This window comes from Campylobacter troglodytis (genome assembly GCF_006864425.1).
Lineage (GTDB): Bacteria > Campylobacterota > Campylobacteria > Campylobacterales > Campylobacteraceae > Campylobacter_D > Campylobacter_D troglodytis.
The window spans coordinates 1-17729 of the sequence record NZ_QHLI01000027.1 but is presented as its reverse complement, the minus strand read 5'-3'; the positions used below and the strand labels follow the sequence as shown (position 1 = coordinate 17729).

19 protein-coding genes are annotated in these 17729 nt (G+C 35.3%); 11 read left to right on the top strand and 8 right to left on the bottom strand.

Annotated features, from left to right (window positions below):
• Positions 1-2 precede the first annotated feature (2 nt).
• Positions 3-1307: a phosphoenolpyruvate mutase gene (gene aepX, locus DMC01_RS06920; RefSeq protein WP_142693530.1), complete on the top strand. Its 1305-nt coding sequence runs from the start codon at positions 3-5 to the stop codon at positions 1305-1307.
• Entirely contained in the window at positions 1307-2656 is a 1350-nt protein-coding gene (locus DMC01_RS06915) for a thiamine pyrophosphate-dependent enzyme (RefSeq protein ID WP_142693529.1), read from the top strand. Before aepX ends, DMC01_RS06915 begins: the two co-directional genes overlap by 1 nt.
• A 96-nt stretch (positions 2657-2752) precedes the next feature.
• Here DMC01_RS06915 and DMC01_RS06910 read toward each other — a convergent pair whose 3' ends face one another.
• Positions 2753-2947 (bottom strand): hypothetical protein, encoded by a 195-nt coding sequence (locus tag DMC01_RS06910; RefSeq protein ID WP_142693528.1) that lies wholly within the window; start codon positions 2945-2947, stop codon positions 2753-2755.
• A gap of 311 nt (positions 2948-3258) precedes the next feature.
• Here DMC01_RS06910 and pseF point away from each other — a divergent pair, with 311 nt between their 5' ends.
• The 3 genes from pseF to pseH are packed head-to-tail and all read left to right on the top strand — an operon-like array spanning position 3259 to position 5223.
• The gene (pseF, locus tag DMC01_RS06905) at positions 3259-3960 is read left to right on the top strand and encodes a pseudaminic acid cytidylyltransferase (protein ID WP_142693527.1); all 702 of its coding nucleotides are present in this window, start codon (positions 3259-3261) and stop codon (positions 3958-3960) included.
• Positions 3957-4787 carry a UDP-2,4-diacetamido-2,4,6-trideoxy-beta-L-altropyranose hydrolase gene (gene pseG, locus DMC01_RS06900; protein ID WP_142693526.1) on the top strand — a complete coding sequence of 277 codons (831 nt, stop codon included), beginning with the start codon at positions 3957-3959 and terminating at the stop codon, positions 4785-4787. Before pseF ends, pseG (DMC01_RS06900) begins: the two co-directional genes overlap by 4 nt.
• On the top strand, positions 4774-5223 hold the full coding sequence (gene pseH / locus DMC01_RS06895) for a UDP-4-amino-4,6-dideoxy-N-acetyl-beta-L-altrosamine N-acetyltransferase (RefSeq protein WP_142693525.1): 450 nt from the start codon (positions 4774-4776) through the stop codon (positions 5221-5223). The genes pseG (DMC01_RS06900) and pseH overlap by 14 nt, the downstream gene beginning before the upstream one ends.
• Here the strand turns inward: pseH and DMC01_RS06890 are convergent.
• The 7 genes from DMC01_RS06890 to DMC01_RS15920 all read right to left on the bottom strand — a co-directional run bounded on the left by DMC01_RS06890 (position 5194) and on the right by DMC01_RS15920 (position 10160).
• Positions 5194-5877, bottom strand: a complete 684-nt coding sequence (locus DMC01_RS06890) for a CDP-alcohol phosphatidyltransferase family protein (RefSeq protein WP_142693524.1) — start codon at positions 5875-5877, stop codon at positions 5194-5196. The two genes, pseH and DMC01_RS06890, sit on opposite strands and share 30 nt — an antisense overlap.
• A 12-nt stretch (positions 5878-5889) precedes the next feature.
• Positions 5890-6864, bottom strand: a complete 975-nt coding sequence (gene pseG, locus DMC01_RS06885) for a UDP-2,4-diacetamido-2,4,6-trideoxy-beta-L-altropyranose hydrolase (protein ID WP_142693523.1) — start codon at positions 6862-6864, stop codon at positions 5890-5892.
• On the bottom strand, positions 6852-7514 hold the full coding sequence (locus DMC01_RS06880) for a class I SAM-dependent methyltransferase (protein WP_142693522.1): 663 nt from the start codon (positions 7512-7514) through the stop codon (positions 6852-6854). The genes pseG (DMC01_RS06885) and DMC01_RS06880 overlap by 13 nt, the downstream gene beginning before the upstream one ends.
• Positions 7515-7524: 10 nt before the next feature.
• Positions 7525-8226, bottom strand: coding sequence for a WbqC family protein (locus DMC01_RS06875; RefSeq protein ID WP_142693521.1), 702 nt, complete (start codon positions 8224-8226; stop codon positions 7525-7527).
• Positions 8226-8894 carry a class I SAM-dependent methyltransferase gene (locus tag DMC01_RS06870; protein WP_142693520.1) on the bottom strand — a complete coding sequence of 223 codons (669 nt, stop codon included), beginning with the start codon at positions 8892-8894 and terminating at the stop codon, positions 8226-8228. The genes DMC01_RS06875 and DMC01_RS06870 overlap by 1 nt, the downstream gene beginning before the upstream one ends.
• Before the next feature lie 278 nt (positions 8895-9172).
• Positions 9173-10036 carry a DMT family transporter gene (locus tag DMC01_RS06865; RefSeq protein WP_142693546.1) on the bottom strand — a complete coding sequence of 288 codons (864 nt, stop codon included), beginning with the start codon at positions 10034-10036 and terminating at the stop codon, positions 9173-9175.
• Between the two features lies 1 nt (position 10037).
• Entirely contained in the window at positions 10038-10160 is a 123-nt protein-coding gene (locus tag DMC01_RS15920; protein ID WP_282432273.1) for a hypothetical protein, read from the bottom strand.
• Positions 10161-10916: 756 nt separating this feature from the next.
• On the opposite strand from DMC01_RS15920, the gene murA reads away from it, so the two are divergent.
• From murA to DMC01_RS06835, 6 genes are all read left to right on the top strand, one after another.
• On the top strand, positions 10917-12173 hold the full coding sequence (gene murA / locus DMC01_RS06860) for a UDP-N-acetylglucosamine 1-carboxyvinyltransferase (protein ID WP_142693519.1): 1257 nt from the start codon (positions 10917-10919) through the stop codon (positions 12171-12173).
• Positions 12174-12606: 433 nt separating this feature from the next.
• A complete protein-coding gene (locus DMC01_RS06855; protein ID WP_142693518.1) occupies positions 12607-12897 on the top strand; it encodes a hypothetical protein in 291 nt (96 codons plus the stop codon).
• A gap of 326 nt (positions 12898-13223) precedes the next feature.
• Complete coding sequence (locus tag DMC01_RS06845; RefSeq protein ID WP_142693517.1) at positions 13224-14402, top strand: glycosyltransferase 61 family protein; 1179 nt, start codon at positions 13224-13226, stop codon at positions 14400-14402.
• Positions 14403-14534: 132 nt separating this feature from the next.
• Entirely contained in the window at positions 14535-15971 is a 1437-nt protein-coding gene (locus DMC01_RS06840) for an O-fucosyltransferase family protein (RefSeq protein WP_142693516.1), read from the top strand.
• A 641-nt stretch (positions 15972-16612) separates the two neighbouring features.
• Positions 16613-16747 (top strand): hypothetical protein, encoded by a 135-nt coding sequence (locus tag DMC01_RS15915; RefSeq protein ID WP_282432272.1) that lies wholly within the window; start codon positions 16613-16615, stop codon positions 16745-16747.
• A 795-nt stretch (positions 16748-17542) separates the two neighbouring features.
• Positions 17543-17729 (top strand): hypothetical protein (locus DMC01_RS06835; protein WP_221887143.1); only part of this gene is annotated, 187 nt, incomplete at its 3' end.

Genomic DNA, 17729 nt, shown 5'->3' with positions numbered 1-17729 from the left:
AGATGAAAAAACTAGTCTATGTGCCTATGGCAGCTGATTTAATTCACCCCGGACACCTAAACATCATAAAAGAAGCCTCAAAGCTAGGACACGTTATGGTAGGACTTTACACAGATGAGGCCATAGCTAGCTATAAAAGGGTGCCTTTTATGAATTATGCGCAAAGAAAGATTATAGTTGAGGGCTTGAAAGGCGTTGATGAGGTGGTGCCTCAGCACGAAAAAGAATATGAGGTAAATCTTTTAAAGTATAAGCCCTCCTTTTTGGTTCACGGAGATGACTGGAAAGAAGGACCTTTGAGTAAGGGCAGGAAGCAAGCCATTGAAATGATGAAGGCTTGGGGCGGAGAGGTAATCGAGCCTCAATACACCAAGGATATTTCCTCAACAAAGCTTAACAAAAGCTTAAAAGAACTTGGCATCTTGCCTCAAATTCGCCTTGCATCTTTGCGAAAAATACTAAGAACAAAGCCCATAATAAGAGGCATAGAATCCCACAGCGGCCTCAGTGCTATGGCGGTTGAAAACGCAAATTTCAAAGATGATGAGGGCATAAATCAAAGCTTTGATTTTATGTGGCTAAGCTCCTTAACGGATAGTAGCTCAAAGGGCAAGCCAGACATTGAATTTGTGGATTTAACCTCAAGAATTAGCACGGTCAATGACATTTTAGAGGTCTCCACAAAGCCCATCATCTACGATGGAGACACAGGCTCACAAATTCCACATTTTGCGATGATGGTTAAAAGGCTAGAAAGGCTTGGAGTGAGTGCTGTGGTGATTGAAGATAAAATAGGCTTAAAGAAAAACTCTCTTTTAGAGGGCAAAAAGGCAAAGCATAGCCAAGATAGCATAGAAAATTTTTGCGAAAAGATAAGAGCTGGTAAGAGGTCTCAGCTTACTGATGATTTTATGATAATAGCTAGGATTGAAAGTCTTATTTTGGAAATGGGAATGGATGATGCCATAAATAGAGCCAAAGCATACATCAACGCAGGTGCTGATGGGATAATGATACATTCTCGTCAAAAGGACGGCAAGGAGATTTTAGAGTTTTGCAGGCTTTATAATAGCTTTGAAAAAAGAAGATTCTTAATGGTCGTGCCTACAAATTACCCCTCTTTAAGCGAGGATGATTTACAAAAAGCAGGGGTAAATATCATAGTCTATGCCAATCAGCTTTTAAGGGCTGCTTATAGTGCTATGCTTGAAACCGCACAAAGCATTTTAAAGCACAAAAGAAGCTTAGAAGCAGATAAAAACTATATCAAGGTGCTTGATTTAATATCCTTGATTAAGGAAAATTAGTGCCAAATTTAAATAAAAGGCTTAATCCTACACAATTTGCCCTCTTTTTAAAAGAACACATAGGGCTTTTTGCAGGAGTTCCAGATAGCCTTTTAAAGCCCTTAAATTCAGCACTAAATGAGCTTTCAAAGGATAATTTTTACACCACAGCCAATGAGGGAGAGGCTATTGCCTTTGCTTGTGCTTATCATTTGGCTACTAAAAATTTAGGGCTTGTTTATATGCAAAACTCAGGTCTGGGAAATGCCATAAATCCACTGTTGTCCTTAGCTGACAAGCTTGTGTATAAAATTCCACTTGTAATGATAATAGGGCTTAGAGGTGGGATTGATGATGAGCCTCAGCATAGAAAACAAGGACTTGTTACAAGAAGGCTTTTATCTGCTTGTGGGATAAAGCATTTTATCTTGTCAAAGAATTTTAAAACTGCAAAAAAGCAGTGTCTCAAAGCCTTTGAAGAATGCCTAAAAGATGAAAGCATAGTGGCTATCTTGGTAGAAAAAGATAGCTTTGCGCCCTTTGAAAAGGCTAGTTTGAGTGAATGTTTCTTTGAAAAGGCTAGTGTGAGAGAATGCCTCTTTGACAAGGCTGGTGTGAGTGAAAAAAGCCCTTTAAATGAAACAGTTGTTTTAAATGAAAAAATTTTATCTTTTGAAAAAGAAGGCTTGAAAGAAAGCTGTGATATAAATAAAACAGTTTTAGCCACAAAGCAGAAAAACTTTGATGAAGATCAAGAGGCTTTAAGTTTTAAGAATGAACAAGCACTCAGTGTAAATTTAGAAAATTTGAATTTAAAAAGAGAAAGGGCGATTGAGTTAATCTTAGCTCATTTTAAAGAGGCTAAATTCATTTGCTCCACGGGACACATAGGGCGTGAATGCTATGATTTGCGTGAGAAAAAGAAACAAGGACATAGCGATGATTTTTTGGTGGTTGGTTCTATGGGCTTTGCAAGCTCGATTGCCTTTGTGCTGTCTCAATTCACGCAAAAAAGGATTATTTGTTTGGATGGAGACGGGGCTTTTTTAATGCACCTTGGAGCCATTTCAAATTTCAAGGGTGCAAATTTTATTCATATAGTTTTAAACAACTTCGCCCACGAAAGCGTAGGAGGACAAGAAAGCTGTGCTAAGAATGTGAATTTTAACGCACTTGCCAAGGCTTGTGGCTATGAGTTAGCCCTTAGTGTCAGCGATGAATTTAGCCTTAAAAAAGCTTTAAATGAGCTTAAAGGCAAAGAGGGTCTAATCTTCATAGAAATCCTTGTCGCCAAAGGCGCAAGAAAGGACTTAGGACGACCCAAAGATATACTTGCTTTAAAAGAAGAATTTTGCAAAAATCTTCACTAAAACACCCTACCCTACCCCATTTTTTTCTCCCGCCCATTTTTTTCTCCCTACACCCCCATTTTTTTCTCCCACCCACCTTTTTCCCTCTCTCTCACTTCACTTTTTTCCTATCTTTCCACTTTTTCCCTCTATTCCTTCTATTCCTTTTTTCTCCCCACCACACTCTCCCTCACCTTTTTTCCTTCCCTCCACCCCAAATCCTCCCCCCTTCTCACTTTTTTCCCTATCTCCCCCTTTCCCCCTTTGTTTCCCTATCTCTCCTTTTTTTCCATATCTCCCTCCCCCCCACACACCCCACACGCACCCCTTCCCTCTCCCACTACACCAAAAATTACTAAGCCACACAAAACAGTGCTTAAATTTAAGAAATTTTAAGGGGGATAAAAATAGCTTTTAATTTTAGATTATAAAAATTTAAGTATAATTTTAGAATTGTTATAAAAAACCTTGAATTTAACTTTGTCGTTGTAGCTTAAAAAACATAGCTTTTTTCACAAAAAAGATAGAAAAAGTAAGCTTTTAAAAAATTCATCATTTTGCGTGAATTTATGAAATGTTTAGCCGCAAAGAAATTCAAGCAAATTTAAAAACAAAGGAAAAAAGTGGGCAAAACTCTTTGTGTAATCCCAGCAAGAGGTGGTAGCAAAAGAATTCCAAGAAAAAACATTGTTGAATTTGAGGGCAAGCCCCTCATCGCACACAGCATTGAAAATGCCTTAAATTCAAGCATTTTTGATGAGGTGATAGTTTCTACTGATGATGAGGAAATTGCTAGTATCTCGCGTAAATTTAAGGCAAAAATTCCCTTTATGCGTCCAAAAGAACTTAGCGATGATTATGCTCCAACAAATGCTGTAATATCCCACGCCATCAAAGAGTTAGCGAGTTTAGGGCAAGACTTTGAAACAGTTTGTTGTCTTTATGCCACAGCCCCACTCATTGATAGCGAAATTTTAAAGCAAGCTTATGCTGAATTTAAAGAAAAAGACTGTGAGTTTTTAAGCACAGCTTGTGAGTTTTCCTACCCCATACAAAGAGCCTTTATGCTAGATAAAGACAAAAGAATTACTATGTTTGATGAGAGCAGCTACTATGAAAGAAGTCAGGATCTTACCCCAGCCTTTCACGATGCAGGGGCTTTTTATTTTGGAAAAAGCCAAGCCTGGCTTGAGGGCAAGCAAGCCTTTAAGCCTCATTCAAGGGCTTTTTTACTTCCAAGACACTTAGTTTGTGATATAGATAGCTTAGAGGACTTAGAATTTGCTAGGCTTTTGTTTAAATTTAAGAATTTAGGATTAAGATGAAGGTATTATTTAGAGCTGATAGCTCCTCAAAGATGGGACACGGGCATATTAGAAGGGATTTACTTTTGGCTAAGAGCTATGATGAGGTGAGCTTTGCTTGCTTAGAGCTTCAAGGCTCAATCATTGATGAAATTCCTTACGAGGTCTTTTTGCTTGATAGCACGGATAGGCAAGAGCTTGTGGATCTCATTAGAGATGAGGGTTTTGAGCTACTTGTGATAGATCATTATGGCATAAGCTATGAGGATGAGCTTTTCATAAAAAAGGCAACTGGGGTTAAGATTTTAAGCTTTGATGATGATTTAAGAGAGCATTACTGTGATATTTTACTCAATGTCAATCCCTACGCCAAGCCTAGCCTTTATAAAAAGCTTGTGCCTAGCTTTTGCGAGCTAAGATGTGGCTTTGCCCATGCCTTATTTAGAGATGAATTTTACGAAGAGGTTAAGATAAAAAGGGATAAAATTTATGATTTTTTCATCTGTTTGGGTGCTACTGATTCTAGAAATTTATCAGCAAAGATAGCCTTAAATTTTGACGAGGGCAAGAAGATCTTCATAGCTACAACAAGTGCGAACACGAATTTAAAGCAGCTTAAAAGCATAGCTGATAAAAGTCCAAATATCACTCTTGGAGTGGATATAAAAGACTTTGCAAAGACTATGAATCAAAGCAAAAAGCTCATCATCTCAGCAAGTGGGCTTGTGAATGAGGCTATCTTTTTGAAGGCTGAATTTAAGGCAGTTTGCACGAATAAAAATCAAATCAAAATCGCCCAGTGGCTTAAAAACAGCGGCAAGGAGGTGGATTTTTATGATTATTTTTAAGGATTTTACCACGCTTAGTCAAGCTGAGTTAGAAATGATTTTAAAATGGCGTAATGATGAGAGCATTAACCGCTTTTTTAGAAAAAGATTTGTTGATAAGCACGAGCATTTTAGCTTTGTAGAAGGGCTTAAAAATGATAAGAGCAAAAAATACTTTTTGGCCTTGGATAATGAAAAGCCCTTGGGTGTGGTGAATTTTGTTGATATAAATGAAGAAGAATGCGAACTTGGACTTTACAGAGCCTTGGAGGTGAAAAACTGCGGCAAAATTCTACTTCAAGCTATGCTTGAATATGCCTTAAATACGCTTAAATTAAAGCGAGTAAAGGCCTGTGTGTATAATGAAAACAAAAGGGCTATGAATTTGTTTTTAGGCTTTGATTTTCGTGTATATCAGCAAGATGAGCTAATGACTTGTATGATTAAAAAGCTTTAAATTTCGCCAAAGTTCATACAAGCGGTAAAGCAGATCAAAGATATAAATTCCTCCTATAATGTAGCATATTAACTCAAAGATCTCAAACATTAATCCCAAGGAGATTAAAATCCCTAGCAAACTCGCATCAATGCCGAGCAAAAAGCCCCTATCTAAAAACCATTTTTTCAGTCCAAATCTCTTAATCTGTTTTAGCTGCTTTAATTTTTTGAGTATGTATAAAGAAGCAGTATAATTATGAATATTCATTGCTAATAAAACAAAAATGCAAGTTTGCAAAGATATAAGCTTTAATGCACAAAGCAATATAAACACACCATTAAATGCTAAAATATCTAAAACATCATCTAAAAATTTGCCAAATTTTGAATAAAGATTTTTATAGCGAGCAAGAATACCATCTGTGTGATCAAGTAAACTGTAAAGTATATAAAATAGCCCTGCTAAAATAAAATTATCAGAATATATACAGTAAAACGAATACATAGCACACAAGGAGCCACAAATTGTGATAAAATTTGGAGTTATAGGAGTTTTTGATAGTGGTATAAGTATTATTTTTTGCACAATAAGAACTCTAAATATATATTCTGTAATATAATAAGATTTAGCTTCTAACCTTTGGTCCTTTTTTAATTTCTCATCCAAATCCATTATTTCCCTTTTTTAAGTGTATAGAATATTATAAAAACTTTTTGTAATAAGATCTTGCAAACACACAGACCTAAAATAAATTTCTGAGCTTGCTCTTAACTTTAATCTTTTTTGAAAACTCATTTTGCTAAGCTCTAAGGCTATATTTTTAGGTGTTGCCACAACTAGATAGCCTTGATTTAAGCCAAAATTTGCGGGTAATTGTTGATTGGAGGCTAGTATAAGGGTTATAATTGGAATTCCTAAACTTAAAAGCTCATATGAGGTTTGTCCACAACCACAAATACCAAGATCGCAAGCAAGCATTAATTTTGACATTTGTGCATTTTCATAACAAATTATGTGCGTATTTTGCAGTTTTAAAAGCTCTTTTTTGTATTTAAAAGCCTTGCCTATAACTATGTGTAATTTTATATCTAGCTTATAAAGATAAGCTTCCAAATTCTTAGCTATTAAGTAGCTTAAATTTGTATCATCACTACCTCCTAGACTAAGAATGATATTTTTTACTTCTTTATTTATGGTAATTTTTTGCAAACCTTGAAATTCTGTTCTTAAAAGATTTGTGCCAAAAAGCGTTTTTGTTCGTTTATGCGTTTTGTATGATAAGTTTTTGGCATATGGATTTGGATTAATGATTAAATCAACATCATAAAAGCTTAATGCACCTTCATCATCAACAATAACAAGTTTTTTAAAAAAAAATTTAATATAAGTTAAAAACTCAGCTTCTATTTCATAGCTATCAACAATCAAAATGTCTGCTTTTAACGAGGAAAGAGCATTGCATCCTTGAATTTTATGTAATACAAAGCCAGCCTCTTCAACTAGAATATGTCCTATATTTAAATCTTTTTTATCATCACTTGCAAATACAATGTCATAATTATCAAGATATGAAGCCAAACACAAGCAACGGTATATGTGTCCAAGTCCTATATGTTCGCCTCCATTTGCATAAAATAAAACAAGCATTATTTTTGACAAATTATTGCAAAATCATCGTTTGCAAAGCTATCATTGTTAAAAGAAACCCTTAATCTATTTATAGTTATATTGTCAAATTTATAAAACACTCTTTTAACCTCTTCTTTGTCGAAAAAATACATAAACATCCCATTTTCCTTAAAAGCAGCCCTACTTGCATCTTCTTCTTGGATTATTGTCTGATATTTATCGATTTTCTTAGCTGTTGCATAGCGGTAATCATCTAAAGTTCTTACTACAATATATGCCTTGGAGCCTTTTTTTATCACTCTATATATTTCATCCGCTGCTTTTTCTACGGTATTTTTGTCGTTATAGCATAAAACTCCATAGCAAATTAAACCGTCAAAAAAATCATCTTCATAAGGTAGTTTATCCACACTTGCTACTTGCAAATCTCCTTTTAGTTTATATTCTAAGAGCAATGCCTTGCTTGCCTCTATACCACTTGATGAATAATCACACCCATAAGCATCAAAGCCATTTTCTGCTAGAAATTTCATGTTCCTACCAGCCCCACATCCTAGATCTAAAATCTTGCCATTCTTAGGGAAATTTCTAAAAACAAAAGAAACTGTATCTCCCATAGGATAACGAGGTTGATGTCTTTTTTCTGTATGAAGTTTAAGCCATTTTTTTTGATTTTGCATTGTTTTTACCTCATAATTTTTGATTTTTTTGACTGAATTCTAAAGAATTTTCAAGGGTTTTTTTGCTTTCCTTTGCTCCTTTTTTAAAGAGCATATCAAGCATACTGACATTACAAAGCCCCTTTGGCGGATAAATGGCATAGCGACAAAAATAGTGGTTTAAATTGTTTTTGTTAAGATAAGCTATATCCACATAATTTGCACTGCCCTCATTAGAAAGGTAAGCATCAGCCTTTAAAGCCTTGCAAATTTCTATGAGTAGGTCGTTCTTCTTGCCTTGTAAATTAAAATCCCTATCGTAAAAAATAGGCGTTTTAATCTCTAATTCCTTTATAAAAAATTCCATAATCGCATAGTCAATGTCCCTTAAAAACTCCCACTGCCTTTTATAAATGTCTTCAAAGAATTCACTATAAAGCTTAAAAAATGGGGTTTTTTTGTAGGCTAAGACTATGCTTTTAAAATGCTTGTGTCTCCAAGGCACATCGTTATTGATGCGAACCTTTTCTATGTTTTGATTGAATTTCGACTTTGTTAAAACAGGAACGCCTAAGGTTAAAACTCCATTGTTGGTGATGATTTTGTTGCGATTTTGCCAAGATTTTTTCTCAAACTGCACCTTCTCAATGAACATAAAGGCATCACTTGCCATAATCTTTGCGTAATATCCAGGATATGGTATGTAGTTGAGTTGATGAGCTGAGACAAGCATTATTTTGTAAGCACTATAATTAAATTATCTCTAGCATAAGTATTGTTTTCATAAGTAACCCTTATGCTATCACAAGTAAAATTTGAAAAACCTATATAAATTCTCCTAGCCTCATCCTCATCTATTTGATATACCCTCATTCCATTTTCCATAAATGCAGGTCTTGTTTCATCTTTTTCATCAATAATCACTTCATATTTACTTATATGCTTACCGTTGATATGACAATAATCCTTGGTGCTTCTTAAATTCAAATAAGCCTTTGCTCCTTTTTTAAGCACTCTGTGAATTTCTTTGGCATTTTGCTCGATTTGCTCCTTTGTGCCATACATTAGGCTACCTATACTAAACAGCCCATCAAAAAAATCGCTATCAAAGGGAATTATGCTTCCATTCGAGAGCGAGAGTTCCTCTGCTTTCATATCATACTCTTTGAGGAAATTTTTACAACGAAGTAAACCCTCCTCGCTCACATCGCAACCATAAGCCTTAAAGCCATTTTCTGCTAAAAATTTCATATGTCTGCCAGCACCACAATATAAATCTAATATTTTACCCCCACGAGGAAAATTTTTCATAGCAAATGTAACTAGTTGTTCATGTGGGTATCTAGCCAAAGAATTAGCATTCTTGTAAAGATCATCCCATTTTTGTGTATTGAAATCCATTTATTAACACTCCTTAAAAATTTAAAATCATTGTATTATAGTAATTTAAGTTTTTAAATATTTGTTAAATATATGTGTTGATATATCTCTAATTTTACATATTTGAATAAATTTTGCGTACTCCATAAAATAAATTTTAAAATGCTTTAATAAAATTTGATAAATATTTTATCTTAATTTGTTGCCTTACATACATTTCATTTGTTTTAAATAAAGGAGAAATTTTTCTTTTTTAGCCATTAATTTTATCTAAATAGAATTTCGCAAATACCCCTCCCTCACTTTGCCTTTGCATTTAAATACACACTAACTAAGATTAGCACAAAGGCTACAAGATCGCTTGCCTTAAAGCTAGTTCCTAAAAAAAACCAAGTCATCACAGCAGCAGCGACAGGCTCTATACAAGCTATCATACTAGCCCTAACCGCTCCAACATACTCAAGCCCTTTTAAATACAAGCAAAAGGCTCCTATTGTGCCTATTAAGACTATTCCGGCTTGCGCTAGATAAAGCTTTAAGCTAGGCTCATAGCTTGGCAATTTTGCTCCTAAAATAACAAAGAGCATCAAGGCTCCAATTAAACTTGCCACGCCCATTATGAAAAAAAGCCCATATCTTTGTATGATAGCCCTTGCACCCAAGGAATACCACACAACGCCCACAGCACCAAGTATGCCCCAAAAAATGCCCCAGGTATTAAGGCTTATGCCACCTACATCTCCCCCACTTGCTAGCAAGAAAATTCCCACACAAACAAGCACAAGGGCGATTAATTCTTTGATCTTTGGCATGATCTTGCCTACCAAACACACCCAAAGCATGATCATAACAGGGGCTGAGTATTGTATCATAGTAGCTGTGCCAGCATCAAGATAGTCAATAGCCTTAAAATAGCTAAACTGAGTAAGAAGTAATCCTATCAAACCAAATAAAAATAAGCTAATCACCTGTCTTAAATCCCTAAAAAGTTGAAATTTCCACCACTTAAGCCCAAGTGCTGTTAGTATAAGCCCGGTACAAAACAAGCGGTAAAAGCTAACCCACTCCACATCATAATTTGCCCGAAACAAAAACTCAGCCATCACCCCAGAAGCAGCCCAAAAAACAGCACCCACAAGCACAAGCAGCACCCCAAGTGTCATCTTACTCATCAAGCTCTCCTAAGCAGCAGTTTAAATTCAAAGCAAAATTGTAGCGAATTTTCATTGAAAAAATGTATAATATTATGAATTTTAACGCCTTTGTAAAAGATCTAAGTTTTGTCATTTTTAGTAGCTTGTTCCTTAAACAGTGGCTTTTTATCAAAGCAAATTTTAAAAAAGTCTTTACTTTTGAAATTCACAATGTGCCATCTTTTTTGAATTTTCTAAAAAGCAAGGTAAGCTATAAAGGCTTTTTGTGGCTCATTCTTGCAAGATGCTGAATTTTTAAGTCTATTCTTGCAAAATGCTAGATTTTTAAGCCTATTTTTCAAAGGTGCTGAATTTTAAGCCTATTTTTAAAAGGGCTAAAATTTGAAAATACTTAGTGCCACAATTCATAAAAAGATCAAGGCTTGGCTTAAATTTTATTTTGGGATTTTTCCAAGCCCCTTAAAAGCCTAAATAACTTTAAGGGCTTTGTAAGAAGAAGCGAGTATGAATTTTAAATTTAATCAAGTTTAATTAGCCCTAAATGCTTGAATTTAGCAACTTAAAGCCAAAGCTTAGCCTAATACATAAAAATTCACATAAAATTTTATGTATTTTAGAAAAAGTTCTTTAAAAGTGCTAAATTTAAGGCATCTTGTCGCCTTTAAAAGAGTGAGGCAAAACAAGGAACAAAAATATGAATTTATGTTTACAAAGACACTTTTTAAAACAGTTTTTGCCATTTTAAGCCTTAGCAAAAAAAGATCCTTTTTAAAAGAGGCTATATTTTAAGGCACTTAGGACAAGCTAGAATATACAAAAACAAGGTTTTTTTACAAAAGAACTTTTACAAAAACAAATCAAGGCATTCAAGCCAAATTAAGGATAAACAGTGAAATACCTAGAAATTCAAGGACAGCAAAGATTAAGCGGAGAGGTAGAAATCAGCGGGGCTAAAAATGCAGCCTTGCCACTTATCGTTTCAAGCATTTTGGCAAAAAACGAGGTGCAAATTACAAACATCCCAAGGGTTGCAGACATACAAACTCTTTTGAATTTACTCACAAATTTAGGAGCTAGGTGTGATTTTGAAAACAACACAGCCAAGATAAACACCGCTATGCTAAACAACACAAGGGCTATTTATGACATAGTTCGCAAGATGAGAGCCTCCATACTTGTTTTAGGTCCCCTACTTTCTCGCTTTCAAAAATGCGAGGTAAGCTTGCCAGGAGGATGTGCCATAGGGCAAAGACCCATAGATTTACACCTCTTAGCCCTTGAAAAAATGGGAGCTAAGATAGAGATCAAAGAAGGCTATGTGATGGCTAGGGGTGCATTAAATGGTGCTAGAATAGTCTTTGATAAGATTACAGTAACAGGAAGTGAAAATATCATAATGGCAGCCTCTTTGGCATCTGGTACCACAAGAATCTTAAATGTAGCAAAAGAGCCTGAGGTAGTGCAGCTTTGCGAGGTTTTAGCAAGGGCAGGAGTTGATATAAGAGGCATTGGCACAGAAGAGCTTGAAATTTATGGCACAGGTGGTGAGCTTTTAACCTTCAAGCCCTTTGATATCATACCTGATCGCATAGAGGCTGGAACCTACCTTTGTGCTGGGGCTATTACAAACTCCAAAATCACTATAAGCAAGGCAGATCCTTCTCATCTTAGTGCCGTTTTGGCTAAATTTGAGCAAATGGGCTTTGAAATTCAAACAAACAATGATAAAATCACCATATTTCCTGCAAAGGAGCTTAAACCCATCAAGCTTATCACAAGCGAATACCCCTCCTTCCCAACAGATATGCAAGCTCAGTTTATGGCTCTTGCCTTAATGGCAAAGGGTACTAGCATCATAGATGAAAGGCTCTTTGAAAACCGCTTTATGCACGCAAGTGAGCTTTTAAGAATGGGTGCTGATATAAAACTAAATGGACACATAGCCACCATAAACGGAGGAAAGCCCCTTAATGCTGCTGATTTGATGGCTACTGATCTAAGGGCTAGTTCGGCTTTGGTTCTTGCAGCACTTGCAGCAAATGGAGTTAGTAGGGTGCATAGAATTTATCATTTAGACAGAGGATATGAGAGGCTAGAAGAAAAATTACAAGGGCTTGGAGCTAAAATTCAAAGACTAGATGAGTAAGGGCTTGAATTTAATCCAGATAAATCGCAAAGGGCTGAATTTTAATGCTTTTTTGATTATTACCTGCTTTTAAAAGCAAGATTATAGAAAGCTTAAAATTTAGCCTATATAAATAACAAAGGCTTGAATTTTAATGCGACAGTTACTGCGCGGAGTGCTTGTAAGCCTTGATAAGCAAATATATCCATACAAATAAACCTTGTTTTTATAAACTTTGTTTTTAAAAAAGCCACTGTTTGAGGTGTTTTACTTAAAATGACTAGCTAGGTTTGTCATATTGAGGCTTTAAACCGGTTTGTCTGAGCCGCAGGCAAAAGATCTCTAAGCTTGTCAAAATTTATTAAAATTGCTAAGATAAAATTCTCTTAAATTTAATTGAGCCTAAATTTTTAATCAAGCAAATTTTAAGCAAAATAAAATTCAAAGGAAAGCTATGAAAAGGCTATATATCAACCACAAAAATGGGTGGGATGGTGTGATAAACAAAGATTTTTTGGACACAAAAGAACTTTTTGTAAAAGATGTGGAAAATGCCACAGTGCTGCCACTTCGAGTTTATTATGATAAATGGGATACATTTTATGAGGGCGGGGTTGTAGATGAAAATTTTAATTTTTTGGCTGGCTTAGAGCGTGGAAAAAAAGGCTCAAAATACAGCATTAGTTGCACTAGAAGCTATGTTTTGAGCGAACCAGAGAGAGAGAGAGAGAGAGAGAGTAAATGAAAGGGTAATTTTTGGGGGAATTTTATGCGCACATTTTGGGCACTTTATAATAGAAAGCTTGGCTAGAATTTGGTATGTTTTGCAAAATCCAAAGGATACAAGACGCATAGTATTTTTGCTAATGCCTTTTGGCGCTAATGAGCCAAAGCCTTGGTTTAGCGACTTTTTTAGGCTTTTGAAACTTGATGAAAAGCGTGTGTTTTTCGTCAAAAAGCCTACTCAGTTTTTACATCTTACATTGCGAATGCGTACACACTTGACATTCTTACAGCAAAGAATACGCCTTTATCTATGAGACACTTGCACAAAACGCACAAAAAGAATGTGTGGGGCAAGAAATTTATGAAAAAATCTACCTAACTACTACTCAATATAATGGTGGCATTAGAAGCCTTGGCGAAGAAAATTTTGAAAACTTTTTCGCAAATCTTGGCTTTAAAATCATAGCCCCAGAAAAATTTAGCATAGCCAGACAAATTCATTTGATTTTTAACGCCAAAGAAATAGCTTCAACGCTTGGCTCTATAGCACATTTAAGCCTTTTTGCCAAAGTTGGCACAAAGCAATACATATTAACCCGTGATTATGCAGGCACGTTGCCAGCACAAATTATCATTTCGCAGGCAAAAAAGCTTGATTATACAATCATCAATGCAAGTGCAAATTTTTTGCATTCTTCGCGTGCTTGGGGTCCCATAAATTTAGCTTTCACGTCTGAATTTTGCGAGTTTGCTAATGAGATTTTTGGGGTAAAAGTAGAACGAAATTTCGGCAATATCGAGCGATACATTGTCGCGTGGTGTGAGTATTTTTCAGCAAAATTTCTTAGAATGGCTACACTTGACGCCTTTGATTTTTTAAACCGTCTTTCGCGTGAATTTTGTGGCAAAACGCTTGATAGAAAGAATTTTGAAAAAATTTTAATCCCACTAAAAAACCCAAATTCAAACCAAAAATGCGTGGGTGAGTTTTTAAGCGAAACCTTAAGTGCAAAAGTAGCCAAACCCGCCCCAAACGCCCCCAAAATCGAGCTTCATTTTAGCGGTGTTGGCTGGATAAACACAAACGAAGCCCTTTTTAAGGACAAAGATCTTGAAGCCATCAAAATCACAGACGCCAAATACGACTGCTTTTTCTTGGTGGATGGGATTTTAAGCAGTGGCGAGCTTTGCGGCACGACAGGGCAAAACAAGGCCTTGCAAGCATTTAGCATAAAACTTTATGGGGACTTTGCCATAATTTACAAAATCCACTGTGGCAAGACGTGGAGCAGATGGTTTGTAAATGGCGAGCGCACAAGCAAATGCGAAAAAATCCGCGGTGTGAAAATCGCCGTTTTGCAAAGGGAGATTTTAGAGATGCTTGAAAAGGCTTTGGGGGATTTTAAGGGTGCTGGGAATTTTAAGAGCGTGAAAATGATGGGCGTGAATTTTATAAAGAAAATTAAGGCGAAACATTTAGCGAAAAATTTGCGTGAATTTTTTAAAAAAATTCAAATTCCGTGAATTTTTTGTGAATTTTTTGGGTGTTTTTTGAAATTTTGTGAATTTTTTGAAATCTTTAAAAAATTCACATAATTTTGTTAGAATTCTTAAAAAATTCATGTCACATAAAATAAACTTTCAAACGGAGCAAAAATGAGAAAATACCTAATTTCAAACCGCAAGGATGCAAACTGTGCTAGATTTTACAATATGTGTCTAGTTTTTTACGCAGCCAACAGAGTGGGTGCAAATTTTGGCTTTGGCTGGGAAAGCGTAGATGTGGGGGCGGATAATGACGAAGTTTATAAGGACTTTGACGGACAAAGGATGCTTGGCTGCAAGGTGGATGATAAGGAATGCTATTTTGATGAAGCCTTTTTAAAAGAGCATTACATAGATTTAAAGGCACAAGATGAGGGCAAAATTTGGGATTTTTCCAAGCCCTACTCCAAGCCTTTTAAAAGCCTAAATGACTTTAAGGATTTTGTAAGAAGAAGCGAGTATGAATTTTATGATTTATCGGATGCAAATACCATCGATGCAGAGGCTTTCACCGGCTTTCATCCACATTACATCTTTTTTTATGATTTTTTTAAATTTAGCCCAAATATAAATGCACTTCATCAAAAAGCAAATGAAGTTGCTACTTCCTTTGAAACGGGGGGGGGGGGGTTCGTAGCCTTTCATTTGAGATGTGGCGAGCTTTACCCTTATAATGCTGGCTTTCAACACCCTTGGAAAAACTACTATTTTTCTAACATACATTTTTTAATGCACTTCATTGAAAAAATCTCCCCAAAATATCCCATCATAGTCTTTGCAGATGATGTAGATACTAGCAATTTAATGATAAAAAAGCTAGGACTTAAAAATGTCTTTTCAGCAGATGAGTTTAGGGACTTTGACGCGCTTTCAGTGGGTGAGCTGCTTATGTTTGATCTAGCCTTGATGTCAAAGGCTAATGAAATTTATGGCTCAGGCTATTCATCTGTGTCAAATTTAGCCTCTTTAATTAACTGCGTAGCACAAAATCTAAAAGGCATTTATGATCTTGCAAACTCTAAAAAAGACTATCTTGATATAAAAGAAAAGATTGAAAAATATGAGTTTAACCCCTATCATCAAAGCTTTTCTTATTTGCATCTTTTTTTACTAGCTGAAAAATTAAGACTTGACACAAAAGAACAAAGGCTTTATTTGCAAAAGGCTATGAATTTATGCCCTAAAAATCTAAAATATAAAATTTATTACGCTTCCTATCTAGCAAGATATAATAAAACTTCGGATTTAGAGGATTTCTTGGCTAGTTTAGAGGATTTTGAGGGCTTTTTAGCCTTGCTTACTTTAAGTTTTAATCAAAGCTATGATAAAAACCCAGCCTTTAAGGCTACAAACAAGAGGCTTTTTGTGCCTTATTTTTTCCTTGCAAATAAAAAATACCCACACATTCAAAGAGCTTACGAGAAGCTAAAAGAAGTAGATTACAAAAACGGAGGCTTTTTGAATTTAAGCTTTAAAAGAAGGTTCTTTCGTCATTTTTTAAAAAAAATTTGCTCTCTTTTTACGCCCCTTAAAAAATTTGCTTTTTGAGCGTGGGTCTTTGTTTTTAATAGGTTTTTAAATGTGAGGCTTTTTAAAAACAGAGTTTTTACTTTACAACAAGCATTCCTACAAATTAAGATAAATTTGGCTCAAAATATTTTAATTTGCTACAAGATCATTTTGAAATATAAAGAATTAGATGAAAAATAAATACATGATACATTCTTTAATTGTCTCAAAAGAAATTTAAGAAATTACGAAGTATTTTTTTACTTCATTAAGCCTCTTGTCCCTTTGCAAGAATTGATTTAGAGGCTAAAAGACGCTGGGCTTTGCAAAATTTCTCGTGCTTGCGTGAATGCAATTTTTCAAGAAATTCGCATTTTAATAGCCAAAGAGTGCGAAAAATCAGCAAAACGAGGTTTCTTTAGAAAATGAGCACTGAGTTTGAATAGAGTGAGAGTTATTTTTTACAATGCTAGGCTCGTAACTGTTAGCAGAAGGTGCAAAAAGAGTGCGTGGAAAGCGTGGACGTGGGGCTGGTCGCAAAAGTTTTTACTTCGTGCTATGCACTAGTAATTGCAAGCAAAAGGAATGCTAAAGCGAAAACGCACGAGTTTATACGCTAAAACACTGCTCTGCAAAAGAGCTACTAGCTATCATAAGGGACTTTGCAAAGCTTAAGGAGTGTGAAATTTATGGTGATAGCTTCAAAGCCCACGGTGCCTTGGTGGATTTTTTACTTCGCTTTGTTCGTCCCTTTGCAAGAAAGAGCAAAGGCACATTACAGAGTAAAATACAACAAAAACGAGTTTGCAAATTAACGAAGCCACATTAACGGAATATAGAATTTCTGGAAACCTTACAAAGGCTAGATTAAGTCAGTTTCACGGCAAGAGAATTTCTCTATTTACATTTGAAAGAAACTGAATTTCGATCTAATGTCAAGATTAAAAACAAAAATTTGTATAAAATTTTGTTGGAATGGCTTAGGAAAAATCCTAGGTCATTTTAGCCAAAAGTATCAATCGCCTTTGCTTTTATCATTCTAAGCTTGTCGCAAGGAAGAATCTTTATTTGCTTGAGACATTTTTGCTTTGGCTACCCAATCCGCTGGATCACTTTGCTTATTATGAGAAGGATTTAGAGTTTCTTCACTTCGCTTAAAATGGCAAGATAGATTGTTATATTAAAGCTTTAAATCACCTTGTCATATCGAGCCATAGGCGAAATATCTATTCTTTGCTAAAGCGTTTGAGATACTTATAGCTTTATATTCAGTATGACAAGAAGTTAGAAATTCTTCGCTACATTCAATATAACAAATTATGTTTTGAAAATTTTATTGAACTTCTTTGTTTTAATGAGTATGACAATTTATTTGGGTTGCTTGGGTTTCACCTTGCATTGAGTAGGAAAATCCTTATTGACATTTCCCTAAATCCTTCCCACAATGGTAGGGAGTTTTTTAGATTCTCTAATCCATTTTGGAGGCTAACTTCAAAATTTCGCTAACGCGTGATAAATACACTAATCCCCCTCTCTTGAAAATCAAGAATTTGCCAATTCTTGCTCGTTAGCAGAATATTTTTCTTACCTTGCTGAGGGGGGTTTGGGGGGTGGGTGAAAAATCCACAATAAACAATGAAACCCAAAGTAAGCCTAAAAATTTACAAAACCCTTTAAATTCTTGTCATTCTGAGCGAAGCGAAGAATCCACTCTCGCCAAACTTGAAAATGAGTTTAAGCAAAATGGGGGCAAATGGGAGGAATTTAGAATAGGGGATTTGTTTGAATTATTTGAAC